This is a genomic window from Maribacter algicola (assembly GCF_003933245.1).
In the GTDB taxonomy this organism is placed as follows: Bacteria; Bacteroidota; Bacteroidia; order Flavobacteriales; family Flavobacteriaceae; genus Maribacter; species Maribacter algicola.
In genome coordinates this window covers 1,281,677-1,299,099 of record NZ_QUSX01000002.1, presented here as the reverse complement: position 1 = coordinate 1,299,099, position 17,423 = coordinate 1,281,677, and the positions used below count along the sequence as shown (strand labels likewise).

General features: G+C 41.5%; 12 protein-coding genes. All 12 read right to left on the bottom strand.

Going from position 1 to position 17,423, the window contains the following annotated elements; all coding sequences use genetic code 11:
* Positions 1-23 precede the first annotated feature (23 nt).
* Positions 24-2,045: a DUF349 domain-containing protein gene (locus tag DZC72_RS14785; protein WP_125223741.1), complete on the bottom strand. Its 2,022-nt coding sequence runs from the start codon at positions 2,043-2,045 to the stop codon at positions 24-26.
* A gap of 159 nt (positions 2,046-2,204) precedes the next feature.
* Complete coding sequence (locus DZC72_RS14780; protein WP_125223673.1) at positions 2,205-2,957, bottom strand: shikimate dehydrogenase family protein; 753 nt, start codon at positions 2,955-2,957, stop codon at positions 2,205-2,207.
* Positions 2,929-3,948: a DUF368 domain-containing protein gene (locus tag DZC72_RS14775; protein ID WP_125223672.1), complete on the bottom strand. Its 1,020-nt coding sequence runs from the start codon at positions 3,946-3,948 to the stop codon at positions 2,929-2,931. The genes DZC72_RS14780 and DZC72_RS14775 overlap by 29 nt, the downstream gene beginning before the upstream one ends.
* Before the next feature lie 12 nt (positions 3,949-3,960).
* On the bottom strand, positions 3,961-4,875 hold the full coding sequence (locus tag DZC72_RS14770) for a DUF368 domain-containing protein (protein ID WP_125223671.1): 915 nt from the start codon (positions 4,873-4,875) through the stop codon (positions 3,961-3,963).
* Positions 4,876-4,894: 19 nt separating this feature from the next.
* Entirely contained in the window at positions 4,895-6,298 is a 1,404-nt protein-coding gene (locus DZC72_RS14765; protein ID WP_125223670.1) for a tetratricopeptide repeat protein, read from the bottom strand.
* Positions 6,299-6,400: 102 nt separating this feature from the next.
* Complete coding sequence (locus DZC72_RS14760; RefSeq protein ID WP_125223669.1) at positions 6,401-7,576, bottom strand: aspartate aminotransferase family protein; 1,176 nt, start codon at positions 7,574-7,576, stop codon at positions 6,401-6,403.
* 15 nt (positions 7,577-7,591) lie between these two features.
* A complete protein-coding gene (locus tag DZC72_RS14755) occupies positions 7,592-9,280 on the bottom strand; it encodes an OstA-like protein (protein WP_125223668.1) in 1,689 nt (562 codons plus the stop codon).
* Positions 9,281-9,437: 157 nt separating this feature from the next.
* The gene (locus DZC72_RS14750) at positions 9,438-10,427 is read right to left on the bottom strand and encodes a ThuA domain-containing protein (RefSeq protein ID WP_125223667.1); all 990 of its coding nucleotides are present in this window, start codon (positions 10,425-10,427) and stop codon (positions 9,438-9,440) included.
* 18 nt (positions 10,428-10,445) lie between these two features.
* The gene (locus DZC72_RS14745) at positions 10,446-13,601 is read right to left on the bottom strand and encodes a PVC-type heme-binding CxxCH protein (RefSeq protein ID WP_125223666.1); all 3,156 of its coding nucleotides are present in this window, start codon (positions 13,599-13,601) and stop codon (positions 10,446-10,448) included.
* 83 nt (positions 13,602-13,684) lie between these two features.
* Entirely contained in the window at positions 13,685-15,145 is a 1,461-nt protein-coding gene (locus DZC72_RS14740; protein ID WP_125223665.1) for a Gfo/Idh/MocA family protein, read from the bottom strand.
* Between the two features lie 95 nt (positions 15,146-15,240).
* A complete protein-coding gene (locus tag DZC72_RS14735; protein ID WP_125223664.1) occupies positions 15,241-16,029 on the bottom strand; it encodes a 3-keto-disaccharide hydrolase in 789 nt (262 codons plus the stop codon).
* Between the two features lie 107 nt (positions 16,030-16,136).
* Positions 16,137-17,408 carry an adenylosuccinate synthase gene (locus DZC72_RS14730; protein ID WP_125223663.1) on the bottom strand — a complete coding sequence of 424 codons (1,272 nt, stop codon included), beginning with the start codon at positions 17,406-17,408 and terminating at the stop codon, positions 16,137-16,139.
* Between the last annotated feature and the right edge of the window lie 15 nt (positions 17,409-17,423).

Here is a 17,423-nt window from a genome sequence, read left to right as displayed (position 1 = left end):
TTAAATTAAAAGGAGGTTTTTATTTACTCCTCCTTAGGAAAATCACTTTCTTCTTCCGCATCCTTTTCTAGGTTGTTCCTCAAAATATTCAATTTTTTAAGCTTTGTTTTCCAGGAATCCAGGGCTTCTTTGTGTTTTTCTACCCTGTTTATTACATCTTGAACCAAAGGATTGTTTTCAGAATCATCAGAGAAAAATTGGAGATTATTTTCTAGCTGTCTTATTTCATTTTTACTATCCTCGATTTTTTTCTTGATGAAGCTTCGTTCCTTCTGAATGGCCAGTTCTTGATTGTCGTCCTCCTTGAGCTTTTGGATTTTGTTACCGTACTTTAGCAATTCCGATTCTTGGGGGCTTACATTCAATTTGGTGAATAGCGCATCGATTATTTTATTGAACTTTTGATTGATAATTTTTTGTTTAAAGGGGACATGGCCAATTACCTTCCATGCATCCAGCATTTTTTGGATTTCCTTAATATCATTTTCCTTTTTACCGCTTAGCTTAAATTCTTTAAGATTCTTGAGAATGGCTTCTTTTTTGTCAAGGTTCTCCAATTCTTCCTTATAGGAGTCATTCTTGGAAGCATGTAATCTATCAAAATAATGGTTACAGGCGTTCTTGAAATCTTTCCAAAGTTTATCCGAATATTTTCTGGGCACATGCCCAATTTTTTTCCATTCGCCTTGAATACGCTTCATTTCATTTGTGGCCGTCTCAAAATCCTCGCTATCCTTTAAGGAAACCGCTATATCCAATAAGGCCCTCTTCTTATCTAGATTGTCTTGTTGGTCCTTCTTAAGGTTTTTATAAAAGGCGTTTTTGTTTCTGTTAAAGGATCGTACGGCGTTCTTAAAGGTGCTCCACGTCTTTTCATTGTCTTTTTGAGGCACTTTTCCTGCCTTAAAAAAAAGATCCCTTAATTCCTCCAAATGCTTGATCTGCTTTTGGATGCCCCCATGGTTATTGGATACGTTTTCGGAAAGTTTTAGTATTTCCTGTATAATTTCATTTTTCCTTTCAAGGTTCTTTTCACTGAGTTTGTCCAGCTCTTTGAAGTATTCCTGTCTTCTTTCATGTATGACCTTGGTAGCGCCACTGAATCGGTCCCATACGTCTTCCCTGTGTTCTTTTCCAACAGGACCAATATCCTCTTTCCAGATTTTATGAAGCACTTGAAGCTCCCTAAAGGCCTTGTTCAAGTCGGGCTCAACGGCTAGTGCCTCGGCGCGCTCCACAATCTTCAATTTTTCTTCCAGATTGTGTTTAAAGTCTAGATCTCTAAGCTCCCGATTTAGGTGTAGAAAATCATAAAATATTTCAATATGGTGGTGATAGGTACGCCAGACATTGTTGTATTCCGCCCTAGGAACGGGACCTGCATTACGCCATTTTTCCTGAATCTCCTTAAAGGTCTTGTAGGTAGTGTTCATATCTTCGTCCACGTTCACAAGCCCTTTCAGGTTTTCTATAAGCTCCAATCGATACGCCAAATTCTCATTATGGTTTTTCTCGAGGTTCTTATAATACTGATTTCTTTTTTCCTTGTAATCCGTATAGACCTCATTGAACTGTCGCTTGGTGACGGAATTGTATTTAAAGTCGATTTCATTACCTCCATTGGCCACGAAATCTTCCTTTTTTTGCTCGATAAAATCCTGAAACTTTAGATTGAACTCATCCTTAATGGAATCCACGTGCTTTCTAATGGCCTGGACCTTTTCATTCCGTACCAGTTTTTGAAGCTCGCCAACGAGATTTTCCATGGACATGGAGTGGTAATCCAATAATGGAATTTCATGTCTCTTTTGGTTTTCCGTATCCTCGGCATCCTCTGCATTACTTTCATCGATTTCATCTAGGACATCGACTTCCTTTACCGGTTCCATGCTTACTTTTACCGGTTCCGTACTTTCTTTTTCAGCACTTTCTTTTACTTCCCCAACAACGGACTCATCCTGAACGGATTCCTCCGGGTTTGTGATTTCGGTTTTTTCCTCGGCTACGTTTTCTTCGGTTGCTTTTTTCTCGTTTTCTTCAGACATCATGGAAAATTAGGTGTCCACAAGATAGTGACAACCTATATAACTGCAAAGTTTATGAGATTTCTTTTTGTTGGTCTAGAGGACGCTCATTTCTTTAAAAAACGGTAAAAGTCCCAATAGGAGTTGGGCTATAGAAATTTCTGATACAGCACCAGGATACTATTCGTTCCAGATTTCCCAGGCCCTTTCCGCCTGTAGCTCCAACATACTTAAACCGTTCAAAATACTGGCGCCCTTGGCCTCTCCCAAGTTTAAAAATTCTGTTTTTACCGGATTGTATATCAAATCGAACAAAAGGTGTTGGGGGCCTAAAAATTCATAGGGTATGGCGGGTTTATCCTCTACATTGGGGAATGTACCCAATGGAGTACAGTTTATGATCAACAAATGGTCATTTACAATTGCTTCCGATAGTTTTTCGTAGGTAAGCCCACCAGATTTAGAGGTTCTGGAAACGAATGAAAAATCAATGCTCAATTTTTCGAGGACAAAGGCAATGGCTTTGGATGCGCCACCAGTTCCCAAGATTAGGGCTTTCGTATGATAGGTTTTTAAAAAGGGCTCCAAGGATTTTTGAAAACCATAAGCATCGGTATTGTAGCCCTTTAAATGACCCTCTTCTATTTTTATGGTGTTAACTGCACCGATTTGAGCCGCTGAAGCATCAAGTTCATCTAAAAATGGGATTACCTCCTGTTTGTAGGGAATGGTAACGTTTAAGCCGATGAGGTTTTCGATATTGGAAATAACCGACGTAAATTCATCAATGGATTGGATATCAAAGTTTTCATACCGATGGTTTTCCAGACCAAGCGCTTTAAATTTCTTGGCAAAATAGCCTCTTGAGAAGGAGTAGGAGATATTTCTACCAATCAAACCGAACCTACGCAAACCGTTTCCTGTTTTTTCCATACCAATCCAAAAGTAATAAAATACTAATACCCAGAATTATAAAGAAGAAGGCCCACCAAGTTTCGGACAATCCAACATCTGGAAGATAGCGTTCATAGTTTATTATTATCTCCTTTCCATTGGAGTCCAAAAGGATGTTTCCCTCTGCATCCTCCTTAAAAATTGTTTTTTTCCAAGGCCATACAACGCCCAAGGACCCAGTTATGAACCCTAGGATGACCGCCGTAGAAATGTGTTTATAATGTTTGAGCACATAGCTGAGAATATGGGACAGTGTCACCAAACCTGTAGCGGAACCTAAGGTGAACACGGCCAGGATTTTTAGTGTCCTCAGGCGTTCCGCATTGGAGACGAAACTAAAATCCCCCACAAATATTTCGGAAAAAGTATCATAGAGCGCGTTCACGGAATCTACCAAGAGCAGTACATAATTCCCGAGCAAAATAAGAATGAACGAGCCAGATAATCCGGGAAGCGTCATGCCGGAAACACTGATCATTCCACAAAAGAAAATAAAAAATAGGTTGTCATTTTCCTTTGCCGGACTTAAAAAGCTAATGGCGACCCCTACAACCAGTCCAAAAAGAGCAGCGGAAACCGTCTTTTTCGTCCAATGGCCAAAGTCCTTGCCTATATAATAAATAGAGCCTACGATCATCCCAAAGAAAGCGGCCCAAACATAAAGTTCCTTTTTCACCAGAAAATAATCGAGTACCTTGGAAACGCTGAAGTAGCTTACCAACATCCCAAAAATCAATAAAGTGAGAAATGGGCCGTTGATATATCTATAAAAGCTTTTGAAACGGCCACTTATCAATAGTTTAAAGGCCTTTATGTTTACTTTTTGAAGTGAGTATATGAATTCTTCGTAAAAACCGGCTACAAAGGCCACAATGCCACCTGAAACTCCAGGTACCTTGTTGGCAGCGCCCATACATAGCCCTTTGACCACTAAAAATAGTTTATCCAGTAAAGTTCTAGTATCGTTCATTTGGGACCTCACTTACTTTTTGGAAGCTGTTCTTTCCAAGATAAAAATAAGGGAAAAACCTATGAGGGCTGCAATGATGGCATATAATATTTGAGGGTCTCCATCATAATTCAAGGGAGATGTATTCGTATCTATTACAACCGTTTTATTTCCAAATACCTTGGTTTCCAAGATGCGTTTCCAAGGCCATATTTTATTGAGCGATCCCAGAATAAAACCGGTAAGTATGGCCAACGTAATGTTCTTATAGTGGGTGAACATCCATTTTAACAATCGGGCGAAACTTAAAAGTCCAAAAACAGCGCCTAGAGCAACCGTTATAATTACCGCAAAATCCCTGCTGTGGACCGCATCCAATATGGTTTTGTACGATCCTAAAAGCACCAGAATAAAGGCCCCGGAGATTCCGGGCAATATCATGGCGCAAACGGCCAATGCCCCAGAAATAAAGAGATACGGAAGGCTTTCAATATTGTCGCTGGGTGGAAGAGTGGTAATGTAAAAGGCCACCAAGGCTCCCATAATCAAAGAAAAGACGATTCCCAAATTCCATTGTTTGATTTCCTTGCCTACAAAAAAGACACTGGCCAACACCAACCCAAAAAAGAAGGACCAAAGCAACACCGGCTGGTTATCCAACAACCAACTTACCAAAGTGGCCAAAGAAAAGAGGCTTATAAAAATACCGGTAAAAAGTGCGAGTAGAAAATTTCCATTGACAATCTTCCAAACAGATTTAAAACCATTGGTTCTCCAGGTTTTCAATAGTCCAAGATTGATGTTGTTGATAGCTGTGATCAGTTCTTCGTAAATTCCTGATATAAACGCGATCGTACCTCCTGAAACGCCGGGCACAACATCAGCGGCACCCATGGCCATTCCTTTGAGTGTGATAAATACATACTCTAAAAAATTTCTATTTCCCATACATCTTTGGAGTGAAACTTCAAGAAGCTTTTTTGTAGTTTGCTAAAATAGTATTAATCCATTCGGAATTGCTGTATTGGGGAAATTGTTTGTTAAAAAGATGAAGTTGTTTGCGTTTTTTATCCAGTTTTAAGGCATCCAAAAGGCAGATTCTGGCGTTGATGAAATCCTTTTGAATCAAATTGAACCCAACAGATTTATAGATTATCTTAAGATTTTTTGGATAAAATTCCCGCCCTTGTGAGAGAATTTGTAAGGCGGACAAGGTGTCGCCATTAAAATGGGCAACATCGGCCCACTTTAACCATGTTTCCAATTCATAGTTTCCTAAATCCACCACTTGTTTGTAGGCGAAATCGGCTTGGTCATAATTCTCTAAGGCAAAATTGATGTTGGCACATTTTTTCCAATACAGTGGGTTTTCCCCATCAATGTTCAATGCCTTGTTTATATAATAAAGTGCCTTTTCGTAGTTTTTGTTGTTGTAGTAAAAGTTCGTAATGGCCAACCAACCTTTGTCCAGCAAGGGATCTTCATGAACGGTTTGGTAAAAATAGTACTTTGCCATTTCCTTGTTTTTCAACTTTTCGTAGCATTTCCCTATGCGAAGAAAGGCATGTGAAGTAGGGTCCTCTATAGTGATGGTGGTCTCATAATTTTCAATGGCCTCCGCATAATTCCCGAGTTTCTCCAACACTTTGCCTTTTTCAAAATAGGCGCCAATGAAGGAATCATCTGAAATAATGGCAAAGTCAAATGAGGTGAGGGCTTCTTGATACATATGTTTCTCATAGTACTGTTTACCCAATTGGTGCCAAGCTACTTGGCAATAGGGGTTTTTGTCCAAGTATTCGTTCAGGTAATATATGGCCCCGTCATAGTCCTCCAAAAATTCAAAACAGTAGATGACGTTATAAAGCGAAGAGTAATCCTCATTATCGAACTCCACACATTTCATAAAACTTTCCTTGGCCAATTTAAAGTCGTCCATGAACAAATATTCCATGCCCAGCAAGGAATAGATGTCAAAAGAATCCGAAGTAAACTCCAGTGCCTTTTGAAGTAGGGAAACTGCCGCTTCGTGATTGTCCTTTTTGGAAAATATATTGGCCCTTTGGATGTAAATTTCTTCGTTGTTCATATCTAACAACTCCAATTCATCCAATAACTTCTCCGCATTCTCCAAATGGTTTTCAAATACCAACACCTCCACCTGTAAAAGTTTAAGTTCTATGGAACCCGGGTGTTGTTGTAAACCTATTTTAATCCCCTTTTTAGCCAAAGAAATCTTACCATTGTTGAGATAGTAATGTATTATGTCCTCAAAGTCCTCAGCGTCAAAAAAATAGACATCATCGGTCTTGAGCATCGATTCAAACTTGGTAATGGGCTTGTCAGGTCTTTCGTTAGATTCTAACGCCATAGGAACGTTTTGGTTTAACTATGGATTTAAAATTAAACTTTTTAGGTGCGAAGCTCAATCTATTCCATCTATATTATTAACAAATTAGTTAACATGTTATTGTCAGATTCCGTCAAGAATATCAAGAATAACCTTACATCCTACTAAAATTTCTTCCTTAGAAATGGTTAAAGGCGGGGAAATGCGAACGGCCCTTTTTTCAAAAAGTAGCCAAAATAGAATGAGGTTGTTTTCCTTGGCTGTCAAAACCAATCTATCCGCTATTTCCGGAGTTTCCATGATTAAGGCCAGCATTAGCCCTTTTCCCCTAATTTCCTTGATTTTGGGATGGGTCAGGGTTTCCCTGAACAATTTTTCCTTTTCAAGGGTTTCCGCAATCAAGGGTGTATCCAGGAGTACTTGAAGTGTTGCAAGGCTAGCGGCGGCAATGACGGGGTTGCCCCCAAACGTGGTGATATGCCCCATTTTTGGGCCATCGCTTAAAGTGTCCATAATGGTGCGACCCGCAATAAAGGCACCTACGGGCATTCCTGAGGCCATTCCTTTGCCAATTACCAGTATATCCGGGGCACAGTTAAAATGTTCAAAGGCAAATAGTTTTCCCGTTCTTCCAAAACCAGGTTGTATTTCATCCAAAATCAATAGGGCACCTACCTCTTTGCACTTTTTACTTATTTTTTTTAAATAGTCGTTTTCGGGCACTATAAATCCGGCGCCACCCTGTATGGTTTCAAGCACTACACAGGCGGTTTTTTCGGTAATCAAATTGATATCCTCATCTTGATTAAATCGTATGTGGTGTACATCCGGGATTAAGGGTCTAAATGGCGCTTTTCTTTCCTCATAGTCCATGAGGCTCAAACTGCCCATCGTGTTACCGTGATAGGCGTTATGGGCTGCAATAATTTGCGATCTGCCCGTATATCGTCGAGCCAGTTTTAGGGCCCCTTCCATGGCCTCCGTTCCCGAATTGACCAAATAGGTAACTTCAAGATTGGGGGGGAGGTTTTGTTGCAACAGTTTTGCATATTCGATGGCAGGGGATTGTGCATATTCGCCATACACCATCACATGCATATATTCATCGGCCTGTTTTTTAATGGCCTCAACTACTTTTGGATGACAATGTCCTAAGCTGCAGGCCGATACTCCTGCAACAAAATCCAAATGGGTATTTCCTTGAACATCATAAATATAGCTGCCCTTGGCATGTGAGATTTCCATTGCCAATGGATATAGGGAAGTCTGTGCCTGATATTTGAGGAAGTCCTCTTTCATCCCAACGCTATTTGCTTATTTTTTTGTGGAATTCTTTTTCCTTGGGTTCGTTGCTTTGGAATTGGTAATATTGTTGACCGGATCACTGTTATTTTGACTCCGTTCCTCTTCCTCCGCATCAATATCTATGGGATTATCGATACCCCTAATGGTCACCAATTCAATGTTGTTGTCATCTTCATCAAAAATATCATCCTTGGTAAGGATACGTTCATCCCCACGCCAAATAAAACCCTTAAGGATCCTACTATTTTCCGGAAGTTCTGCTTCCGTGTAAATAGTCCCGTCTGGATTGGTAAAAAAAGTAAGGTCTTCCACATCGTTATTGGCCATGGTTATTCTAATGGCACTACAGACTGTTTTATCTATTCCAATGAGTTCATCGTCATCGTTATACATGTAATAGATAACTTCAGTATTTTGGACAAGGTCAATGATCTTTAACTCGTTTTCTATAAATTGACCGTACAAATTAATACCCTTGGCTTGGTTATATCCTTTTTTACTGATACTATCCAAGGAGATGATAAAGGCGTTTTCAAGAACTTTGAGTGAATCGAGTTTTTCCGTTTCCAAGTTTGAAATTAAGTGTATACTGTCGCCTGTCATTTGGTTGGCCCCGTTCCATAAAATGGGGTTTTTTATGAGTTGCGTGATACCTGTTTTTTCCTCGGAATGGATGGAATCACACTTGCCGCTAAGGTCTTTTTTAAAGAACTTGGCATTTCTAAAGGCCCTTGTAATCCGTTCTTCCGGTTTTCCAGTGACCATCAGGGTATCGCCATGTACATAAAGCGAATCGAGTTCTTGCACAAGTATGGATACGGCCCTTTTCGTGGCGAAAACCGAATCTTTTGCTTTATGGACTTCGGCATAATGGGCTCTTATTACTCCATTGTTTATGGTGTCCGTAACGGTGATATTATTGGTTGCCGATGCAAATTCCCTGGCCTTGTTAAAATAAACGCTATCCCCCTCTACGATGCGATTGTTATAATTGATTTTCGTATTTTTTATGCCGTAGCCACTCTCCACCTTGGTGTCGTAAAACCCTCTTTCGCAATAGATTTTATAGGTTTCCCCAACTATGGTCGAAGGACCGTACATGTAGGCATTTTTGGAGGTTGTATAATAATCCAGTTGCTCCGAATCCAATATGTACTCCGGATTATCGATATGGACACTGTCCAAAAACTGATATTTCTTTAACTCCATAAAATACCTACCTATTTTGCTGGTCAAGGTATTGGCGGAATCTATTACGGTACCATTGTCCTGATAGTAGGCCTCTTGTTTGATTCTGTCCAAGCGTAAGGTGTCTGTTCGTAGGGTCATTTGTGCGTTCTTTAGAACTACATCCCCCCACGCCTTTGCTAGTTTTTCGTCACCCTGGTAGTTTATTTTTTTCGCGGTCATCTCTATGGAATCCCCTTGTTTTAAAAGCACATTGCCAATGGCCTCGAGACGGTTTTCTCTTTGAAAATAGATGGCCACGTCACACCAAAGGTCGGCACCTTGGTGTTCAAACTGGACCTGTCTTTCATCTTTACTGAAAATAGAAGCTCCGGGATATTCAGTTTCGTTTTTTGTGAAATTGGCCCCATAAACAATATTGATTTGTTTAGGCTCTTCAGCGGTTTCTTGAGAGAAACCGGAAAAGGTTAAGAGCAGGGACAAGGTTCCCAATAGGATATAACGCAACACGAATTTTTTTTCAAAAATAGGATTTTTAGTATAGGTCCACACCACCTTAGCATACTTTTAGGAATCCCTACTTACAATTTAGGTTATCAGTGAGATAAGAATCAAGGTAGACCTCCATCCCACAAGGCCGCTAATATTATATACTTACACTACGCTATTATTGAATCGGTTGTGGCTTTCGGTTCAATTTGTATTTTTTACCGAACCCGGAGTTGTTGGGTTCAAACGGTGTTGATAAGGTCACGTTCACCCCATTTTCAGGAATTTGATTTTCCTTGCCCAAAGCCCAGAAAATTCCGTTCATGGCAATTTTCCGTACCTCCGGCATTTTAAAATCATAGGGGTGCCCCAGTGTAGTAAAAAATACCCTTGCCTTTTTACCGCTATTTCCGGTATAGCTTTTGGTCCAGGCTACTGGGTTTGTCAGCGGGAACTTATCCAAGTTACCATCGATTTCATGTTGGGATTTTAAGGAATGTCCTTGGAGAATAGGCTGTGAATCCCCATAGAGGCTCCAATCCCCCCCATCCACATGATAGAGCCAAGAATATGCTTGAAAAGGTTTGAACCCGTTTAGGATTTGATTGGTGGAGTCCAAGGCCGTAATTTCGGTTACTGGGAATTTTCCATCATCGAAATGACCATGGTGGGTAATCCATTGTTGGCCGAATACTTTGGTGGGCCACTCGTTGTTCCAATATTCCAAGGCAGGGTCTTCATAATTGAAGGCATGTGTGGCCGTTCTAAACCCTACAATTGGTTTTCCAGATTCCACGTAATTGGAGATGTAATTCCGTTCATCCTCCGGCAATTGGCGAAACCGAGTGAAAATGACCATTAAGTCAGCATCCTCAAGCGCATTCAAGTTGGAAATATGGTCCGTTCTATTGGGGTCTATCGTACCTGTGGAATCCAAGGCATAGCAAACGGTTACCTTGGCGTTCAACTCCCTTTTGGCAATAGAGGCGAGCATGGGCATGGACTCCTCGGAACGATATTCCTCATCCCCAGTAACAAAAACGATATGGAGGGGATTTTCAGTTTTTGCTTCTTTGGTTTCGGGTTGCTTTTTTTCTTCTTTGCAGGAAAAAAGAAGTATAAGAAATGTGGATAGCAAAACGTGTTTCAACTTGAATATTTTGATCATACCAGTCTTTTTTATATATTATTTCATTGGGTGTTCCTTCAATAATTCCTCCGGGGTATAAAATCCTTTTCGGTCCTTAGTGGCGTCCCTGATTTTTTTTACTGACTCGGGTTCTATAACGGAGGCTTTGTTGCCAAAGGCATTTCGTACATAGGTCAATACCGCGGCCACCTCTTCATCGTTCAATAGCCCCTTAAAAGGCATCATGGGAACTTGTCCTTCATAATGATTGCCCATCACGTCCATGGGTCCGTACAGTCCATGTAAAACCAATTTTATGAGCCTCTCCTCATCCCCTGTGACCCATTGTTGGTTTACCAAAGTGGGATAACCGGCCTGTTGAAGACCTGTCCCACTTTCTTGGTGACAGGTTATACAGTATCCTTCGGTCTCGTAAATTTTCTTTCCTTTGGCGAATACTTTTAAAGCATCTCCCTCAAGGGTAGTGATGAGGTTTTCTTCTTCGTCTCTGTTCAAAAAGTTTCCTGTAAGCCTTGTTTCGGCGAATTTATAGGAATCTTCCATCCACCTATCCAAAGGATGTTGGCGGGCAACCTCCAAAATTTCCATTCCCTCTTTTTCCGGTAGCCACGAAGCCGCTGTAATGGCCTCTAGGCGGACTCTCCCGTGAGAATCGGCAGCGGCAATTTTTAAAAGTTCTTGGGAATTTTCCAGTTGATGCCCCATATACCTCAACACTCTCACAGAAGCGGCCCGAACCCGATGGTCTTGGGATAGGAGAAGTTCCTCCAAAAGTTTCTTGTTCACCTTGTTTAAACCCCATGTAACCCATAGCGCTTCCAATCTGTGATGTTCATAATTTTCATCACTTTTATCCAATTTGGAAACCCACGTTTGTAGTTTCTCCAAAACTTCATCCGTATTTCTGGCCCTAAGTTCCCGTCGGGTTCTGTATCGGGTCCTATATTCTGGTAGTTTTAGGTTTTCCAATAAGGTCTCTATGGATGCGCCATCGATTTTGGCAGGTTCCACCAAGGGTCTGGAGGGATAGGTGATTCGGTAAATCCTTCCGTGGACATGGTCCCTCAAAGGGTCCCGTGCATTGTGTTGCATATGGCCTATGAGTACATTGTGCCAGTCTACAACATACAGGGAACCATCTGGGGCGAATTCCATTTCTACGGGCCTAAAGTTTTTGTCCGTACTGCTGATGAGGTCCAGCCGATGTTTTGTTTTATATCCCGTACCATCTTCCATGACCTGATGCTGCTTCATTCCCAAAAATCCGATGGAATTGGCCAGGAGCATATCACCCTGGACTTCATCCGGAAAATGTCTGCTGGAGATGAATTCCAACCCCGAGGTTGGTCTAACTCGGTGCGCCTCCTCGATAAGGTCCTCTGTCAACGGAGATGCTACGCCATAAATCGATTTTAAGGTGCTTGGCATCATCCAATTAGCCGTAGGACCGGAAGTATGAAGGAAAAAATCCTGTCCCCAATCATCAAAAGCGATTCCCCATGGGTTAGGTATACTTACTTGAACGGCGCGATTCAATTTTTTCCGTTGAGGGTTGTACCGATAAAAGCCTCCGTTGGTGCCTCGCACTGTGCCATAGGAAGTCTCCACGTTGGTATGCAGGAACACGCCTTCTGCCATGTAGAAAGCTCCGGAAGGGTCCGCACAAAAAGCGGAAATGGCGTGATGGGTGTCATGGTCATCAAAACCACTGAGCAGGATTTCGATTTTATCGGCCTTGTCATCGCCATCGGTATCGGTTAAAAGTTTTAGGTTCGTGCCCTGACTGAGATATACACCTTCTGGGGCAAACTCGAATCCTATGGGAAGGTTTAGGCTGTCTGCAAAAACGGTTTGCTTATCTGCTTTGCCATCATTGTCCGTGTCTTCCAAAATGATTAATTTATCATTCGGTTTGGAATCCCCAACACGATAGTGGGGATAGGAGGGGAGTGTGGCTACCCAAAGCCTTCCTTTGTTATCAAAGGATATCTGCGCGGGATTTGCCAGATCCGGAAATTCTTTTTCCGAAGCAAACATTTCTACTTTATAACCATTGGGTACCGTTAGGGTTTCCAAAGCATCTTCACCGTATTTATACGTAATAATTTCGCCTTCGTCAGCAAGATTATAGTTGGTCTCAACTTCGGGGAGCACTGTGGTATTGGCATCCGCTTTCGCAATGTCATAGTCTTCATTTTGTAACCGAGACCAAATGGCGGTATCCCTGATCGCTGTCATTTCCCTCACCTTTATTTTTTCATAGGGATAATTGTCCGGTCCAAAGGGATCGTAACGTCTCCCGTAGGCATGCACCCCATTGGGGATTTTATAATCGTTGTGCCAGTAGAAATTTTTTTCGTTTACCATTTTGTTAATGGCCATACGTTTGGATCCACCATCTATATTTGGGATTCCAGTTATTTTTTCTGCCAAATATGCTGCGAATTTTTCATATCCTTTTTTATTCAATTGGGAACCATCTAAGGTATGGTCTTCATCATCCTCAAACCACTCCTGGGTAGGAGTAAAAACATCTATAAAGGGTACTTGGTTGTTAAAACTGATTTCCCTTATCGCCTGGGTGTACAGTTTTAAATTTTCATTCTCCTTTTTGCCATTGGGTAGGTCCATTTTATTGGAAAGGTCTTCAAAGGCTATAGGGGATACCAGTACTAATATTGGGCTACTTTTTAGATTATATCTCTGATTTTTAGTATGTTGAATAAAAGCCTCCAACTCTCCCTTAAAATTTTCCAGACCCTCCAGACCTTCGAAAGATTCATTGTAACCAAAAAACCCGATGATTATATCCGCTTTTAATTGGGTCAACCATTCATCCGGAGTAGGAAAAAATCCTTCACTTCCCGAGTTTTGGGCAAGTTCCGTTTGAAACCTTTCCGCTCCTGGAAATGCCCAAGGGGAGTTTCTGGACGAATGTGGTCTAAATCCCGGGGTATTCCCACCATCACACATATTACGTATCAATAAAGAATCATTTGGAAATCTCAAGTGCATTTCGGTTTCAAAAAATCCAAAGTTCAGCATTCTCGACCCTAGATTGTTGCCAATTAGGACAATGCTGTTTTTAGGATTGATTTCAATAAGTGGGGCTTTTCTTTTTTCACATGAATTATGTAAGGTCAATAGTAAAACTAATGTTAGAACGTACCCGTTGATGCCTTTGAATTTCATTGGTTGAATATAAGTGCCATTAAATATAAATATAAAAAAGCCACTGGTAAGTGGCCTTTTTTAGTTTTGATCTGATTCCTTGCTTAGAAATCCCTATAATCCCCTTCCAAATATTGATTGGCCTCCTCTTCGGCAAATTTTGCATTTTGGGCGTCCCAATGAAGCGTTTGGTTGGGAAACCTTCCTGCTATCACACCCAGTAAAATAGTTTCGGTCAGTCTGGAAGCATATGAAAAAGGAGCACTTGTTTCAGCTTCCCCTAAACAGGCGTCCACAAATTGATGATAATGTTTAGGTCCCTCCGAAGCGTAATCCCTTATGGGTTTTCCCATATTATTGGCTTGCTCTACCTGTGCGATCTCTTCTGAAATGTCCACATATTCACCATCCACAATTTTTTGTGGTAATTGCATAAAATGTGGTAACAAAAGCCTTCCCTTATCCCCAACGAACATAGCACCTTGCTCAGGAAGCTGCCCTGCTTCAGCAATGCCCGCGTCCAAGGATATTTTATCTTCCATGGATTCCTTGCTATCTGAATTGGAACCTGCTTCCTTGGTGGCAGCACTATTTGGTAATTTTAGGTCCTCGTGCATTTCCGGAGCGCCTGGCCCATCGTACCATATCCATTTTAAGGATTCTGCGGTATGTTTGGTACCAGGGAAATCGTAGGTCACTATATTTTTTTCCGGGAAACCGAATCCATTTGGTTCCCTACATTCATTCTTAATGGTTCTGGGCACGTCCAGTTCCAAGGCGTTATATGGGGTGTCGAAAATATGAACTCCCATGTCCCCTAAAGTCCCACAGCCGTAATCCACCAATTTCCTCCAATTTCCAGGGTGATACACCCCTTCTTTGTAAGGTCTCTTGGCCGAAGTTCCCAACCAAAGATTCCAATCCAAGCTTTCTGGAACAGGATCTGCTCCTTCAGGTTCTGGACCATCATAGCCCCAATTTTTGGGCGACCACGCATGTACCGTATGTACTTTACCAATGATGCCGGATTGTATCAACAATGTGGCCAATTTATAGTCATAAAAGGAATGCACTTGAATCCCCATTTGGGTAACCAGGCCTTTTTCTTCCGCCAGCTTTTTCATCGCCCTAGCTTCCGAAACATAATGGGTCAGGGGTTTTTGGCAGTACACAGGTTTGTTCATGTTCATGGCCATCATGGAAGCCGGTGCATGGGTGTGATCAGGGGTACTCACAATTACCGCATCGATTTCATCTCCTAGTTCTTCCAGCATTACCCTATAATCGGTATAGGTTTTTGCATTGGGATGTAATTTTTTTGCGGCGGCAAGGTTGTTGGCATCCACATCGCATAACGCCGTAACATCCACTTTTGCATGCGACGAGATATCCGTCAAATCTGCCCCTCCCATATTCCCAACGCCAATATGTGCCGTTCTTAATCGGGTCAACGGTGCTTTTACTACTTCTCTTTCCGCTTCTTTGCAAGCTAAAAATATCGAAGGCATAATGGCCGTTGAGGAGGCAAGTATGGCCGATTTTTTTAAAAATTCCCTTTTTTTCATGAGTTGGTTGTTAGTTTTAGTTATGGGCCAGGAGTTATCCTATAAAGGTACTCCTGAAAATTATTGAAAATGTACTTTCCCTTTTGGGGTATGTTTTATAGTTTTTTGATTTTGATATTTCTGAACCAGATGGGACTGGAATGGTCTTGGAGTCCGATGTAGCCTGTTTTGAACTTACCATAGTCCTCGCTATTTTTCCATTTATCTGAATTCTTTCGTTCATACCAATCTTCGGACCAAGGAACAAAGGATAGTACCATTTGGCCGTTCAACCAATGTTCTACTTTTTCCGGTGTAAAAACAATTCTAGTTGAATTCCATTCCCCGACCGGATTCAATATTTTTTTACTTTGGTCGGCAGGGTGCATAGCATAATCGGAAGCGGTTTGCTGTAGCGGTTTTAGTTCTTCCGGCTTCTCCGTGTAGCCCAAACTTTTATTGTACGCGGTAAGATCATGGATCTTGGCATAGTTTTCATCGTCTATTAGTTGATATTCCGGAGCCACTTCGGGCGGACCGCCATAGCCTTCCTTTAAATGGTAAAAAATACCACTGTTGCCACCTTCCGGTAATTTCCATTCCAAATAGAGTTCAAAGTTTTCAAATTCTTCGGCACCGTAGATAATGTCCTTGCCACCGGTATAATCCTGTTCCAATCCCAATTCCGTATCAAAGGTGAGGGCGCCATCCTTGGCAATCCATCCGGGAGGAAGTTCATCACCATTGTACGCACGCCATCCTTCGGTACTTTTACCATCGAACAACATAATCCATTCCTCAGGGGCTTCTTTTTCGCTAGTTTCGGTTGGATGGTCCTCTTTTTTTTCGGATTTGCAGGACAGTACTATTATGAAAAGAATAGGGAGAAACTTTAGTTTTTTCATTTTTGGGTTTCGTTATTTCTTGGATTTGAATGGTAATTTAATAAAAAAAGGATAGCGATACCGACTTTTGTCAATACCGCTATCCTAAAATTTATGAATTCTATGTGCTACCTATGAATTGTTTGGGTTCTATCCGGTCCCACGGAAACAATCTTTATAGGTACTTCCAATTCCTTTTCCAAAAAGGCTATATACTCTTTCAAAGCCTTTGGGAACTGCGCTTCCGTCTCCATTTTGGTCAAGTCCTCTGCCCAACCGTCCATTTCTGTATATATGGGCGTCACGTTTTCGGCCTCAATATTGAAAGGTAGGTGTTCAATTTTTTTTCCTTTATAATTATAGGCAGTACAAATCTTTAGTTTTTTAAATCCGCTGAGTACGTCGCCTTTCATCATCATCAACTCAGTAACACCGTTGATCCTAACGGCATATTTTAGCGCTACCAAATCCAACCAGCCGCATCTTCTTGGCCTTCCCGTAGTTGCCCCAAATTCATTACCTACGCGTCCCATGGTCTCCCCAATCTCGTCGAAAAGTTCCGTGGGAAAGGGTCCACTGCCCACCCTAGTGGTATAGGCTTTAAAAATACCTTTGACCCCCCCAATCTGGTTGGGGGCTATTCCTAATCCCGTACAGGCACCTGCGGCCGTCGTATTGGAGGATGTCACAAAAGGATAGGTTCCAAAGTCAATGTCCAATAAGGATCCTTGGGCACCTTCCGCTAATATTTTTTTGCCAGCCTTTTGGGCCTGGTACAAATATTCCTCACTATCAATAAAGGTCAATTCCTTGAGTTCCTTTACCGCCATAAAGAAATCCGCTTCCAGCTCTGCCAAATCATATTGTATGTCCACATCGTAGAAATTGATCATAGCCTCGTGCTTATTGGCCAGACTTCGATACTTTTCTTTCCAATCGTCCAGTTCCAAATCCCCAACGCGCATACCGTTCCTACCCGTTTTATCCATATAGGTAGGACCTATTCCTTTTAACGTAGATCCAATTTTGGCCTTACCTTTTGCAGCTTCCGAAGCTGCGTCCAACAAGCGATGGGTAGGTAGGATTAAATGGGCTTTTCTTGAAATCAAAAGGATGGACTTAATATCCAGGTTAAACTTTTTTAGGTTGTCTATTTCCTTTTTAAAGATAACCGGGTCTATGACCACACCGTTCCCCACAACATTAATGGCATTTTTATGGAAAATACCTGAGGGAATGGTATGTAGGACATGTTTTATGCCATCGAATTCCAAGGTATGCCCTGCATTGGGCCCCCCTTGAAAACGTGCTATTATGTCATAATTTTTTGTGAGTACATCAACGATTTTTCCTTTTCCTTCGTCCCCCCATTGTAGGCCCAACAATAAATCTACTGCCATTTAAAAAAAGCTTGC

Bases quoted from the DNA above. Each gene is read 5' to 3' on its own strand.
- DZC72_RS14785 (WP_125223741.1), bottom strand. From the start codon at position 2,045: ATGTCTGAAGAAAACGAGAAAAAAGCAACCGAAGAAAACGTAGCCGAG.
- DZC72_RS14780 (WP_125223673.1), bottom strand. From the start codon at position 2,957: ATGGAAAAAACAGGAAACGGTTTGCGTAGGTTCGGTTTGATTGGTAGA.
- DZC72_RS14775 (WP_125223672.1), bottom strand. From the start codon at position 3,948: ATGAACGATACTAGAACTTTACTGGATAAACTATTTTTAGTGGTCAAA.
- DZC72_RS14770 (WP_125223671.1), bottom strand. From the start codon at position 4,875: ATGGGAAATAGAAATTTTTTAGAGTATGTATTTATCACACTCAAAGGA.
- DZC72_RS14765 (WP_125223670.1), bottom strand. From the start codon at position 6,298: ATGGCGTTAGAATCTAACGAAAGACCTGACAAGCCCATTACCAAGTTT.
- DZC72_RS14760 (WP_125223669.1), bottom strand. From the start codon at position 7,576: ATGAAAGAGGACTTCCTCAAATATCAGGCACAGACTTCCCTATATCCA.
- DZC72_RS14750 (WP_125223667.1), bottom strand. From the start codon at position 10,427: ATGATCAAAATATTCAAGTTGAAACACGTTTTGCTATCCACATTTCTT.
- DZC72_RS14745 (WP_125223666.1), bottom strand. From the start codon at position 13,601: ATGAAATTCAAAGGCATCAACGGGTACGTTCTAACATTAGTTTTACTA.
- DZC72_RS14740 (WP_125223665.1), bottom strand. From the start codon at position 15,145: ATGAAAAAAAGGGAATTTTTAAAAAAATCGGCCATACTTGCCTCCTCA.
- DZC72_RS14735 (WP_125223664.1), bottom strand. From the start codon at position 16,029: ATGAAAAAACTAAAGTTTCTCCCTATTCTTTTCATAATAGTACTGTCC.
- DZC72_RS14730 (WP_125223663.1), bottom strand. From the start codon at position 17,408: ATGGCAGTAGATTTATTGTTGGGCCTACAATGGGGGGACGAAGGAAAA.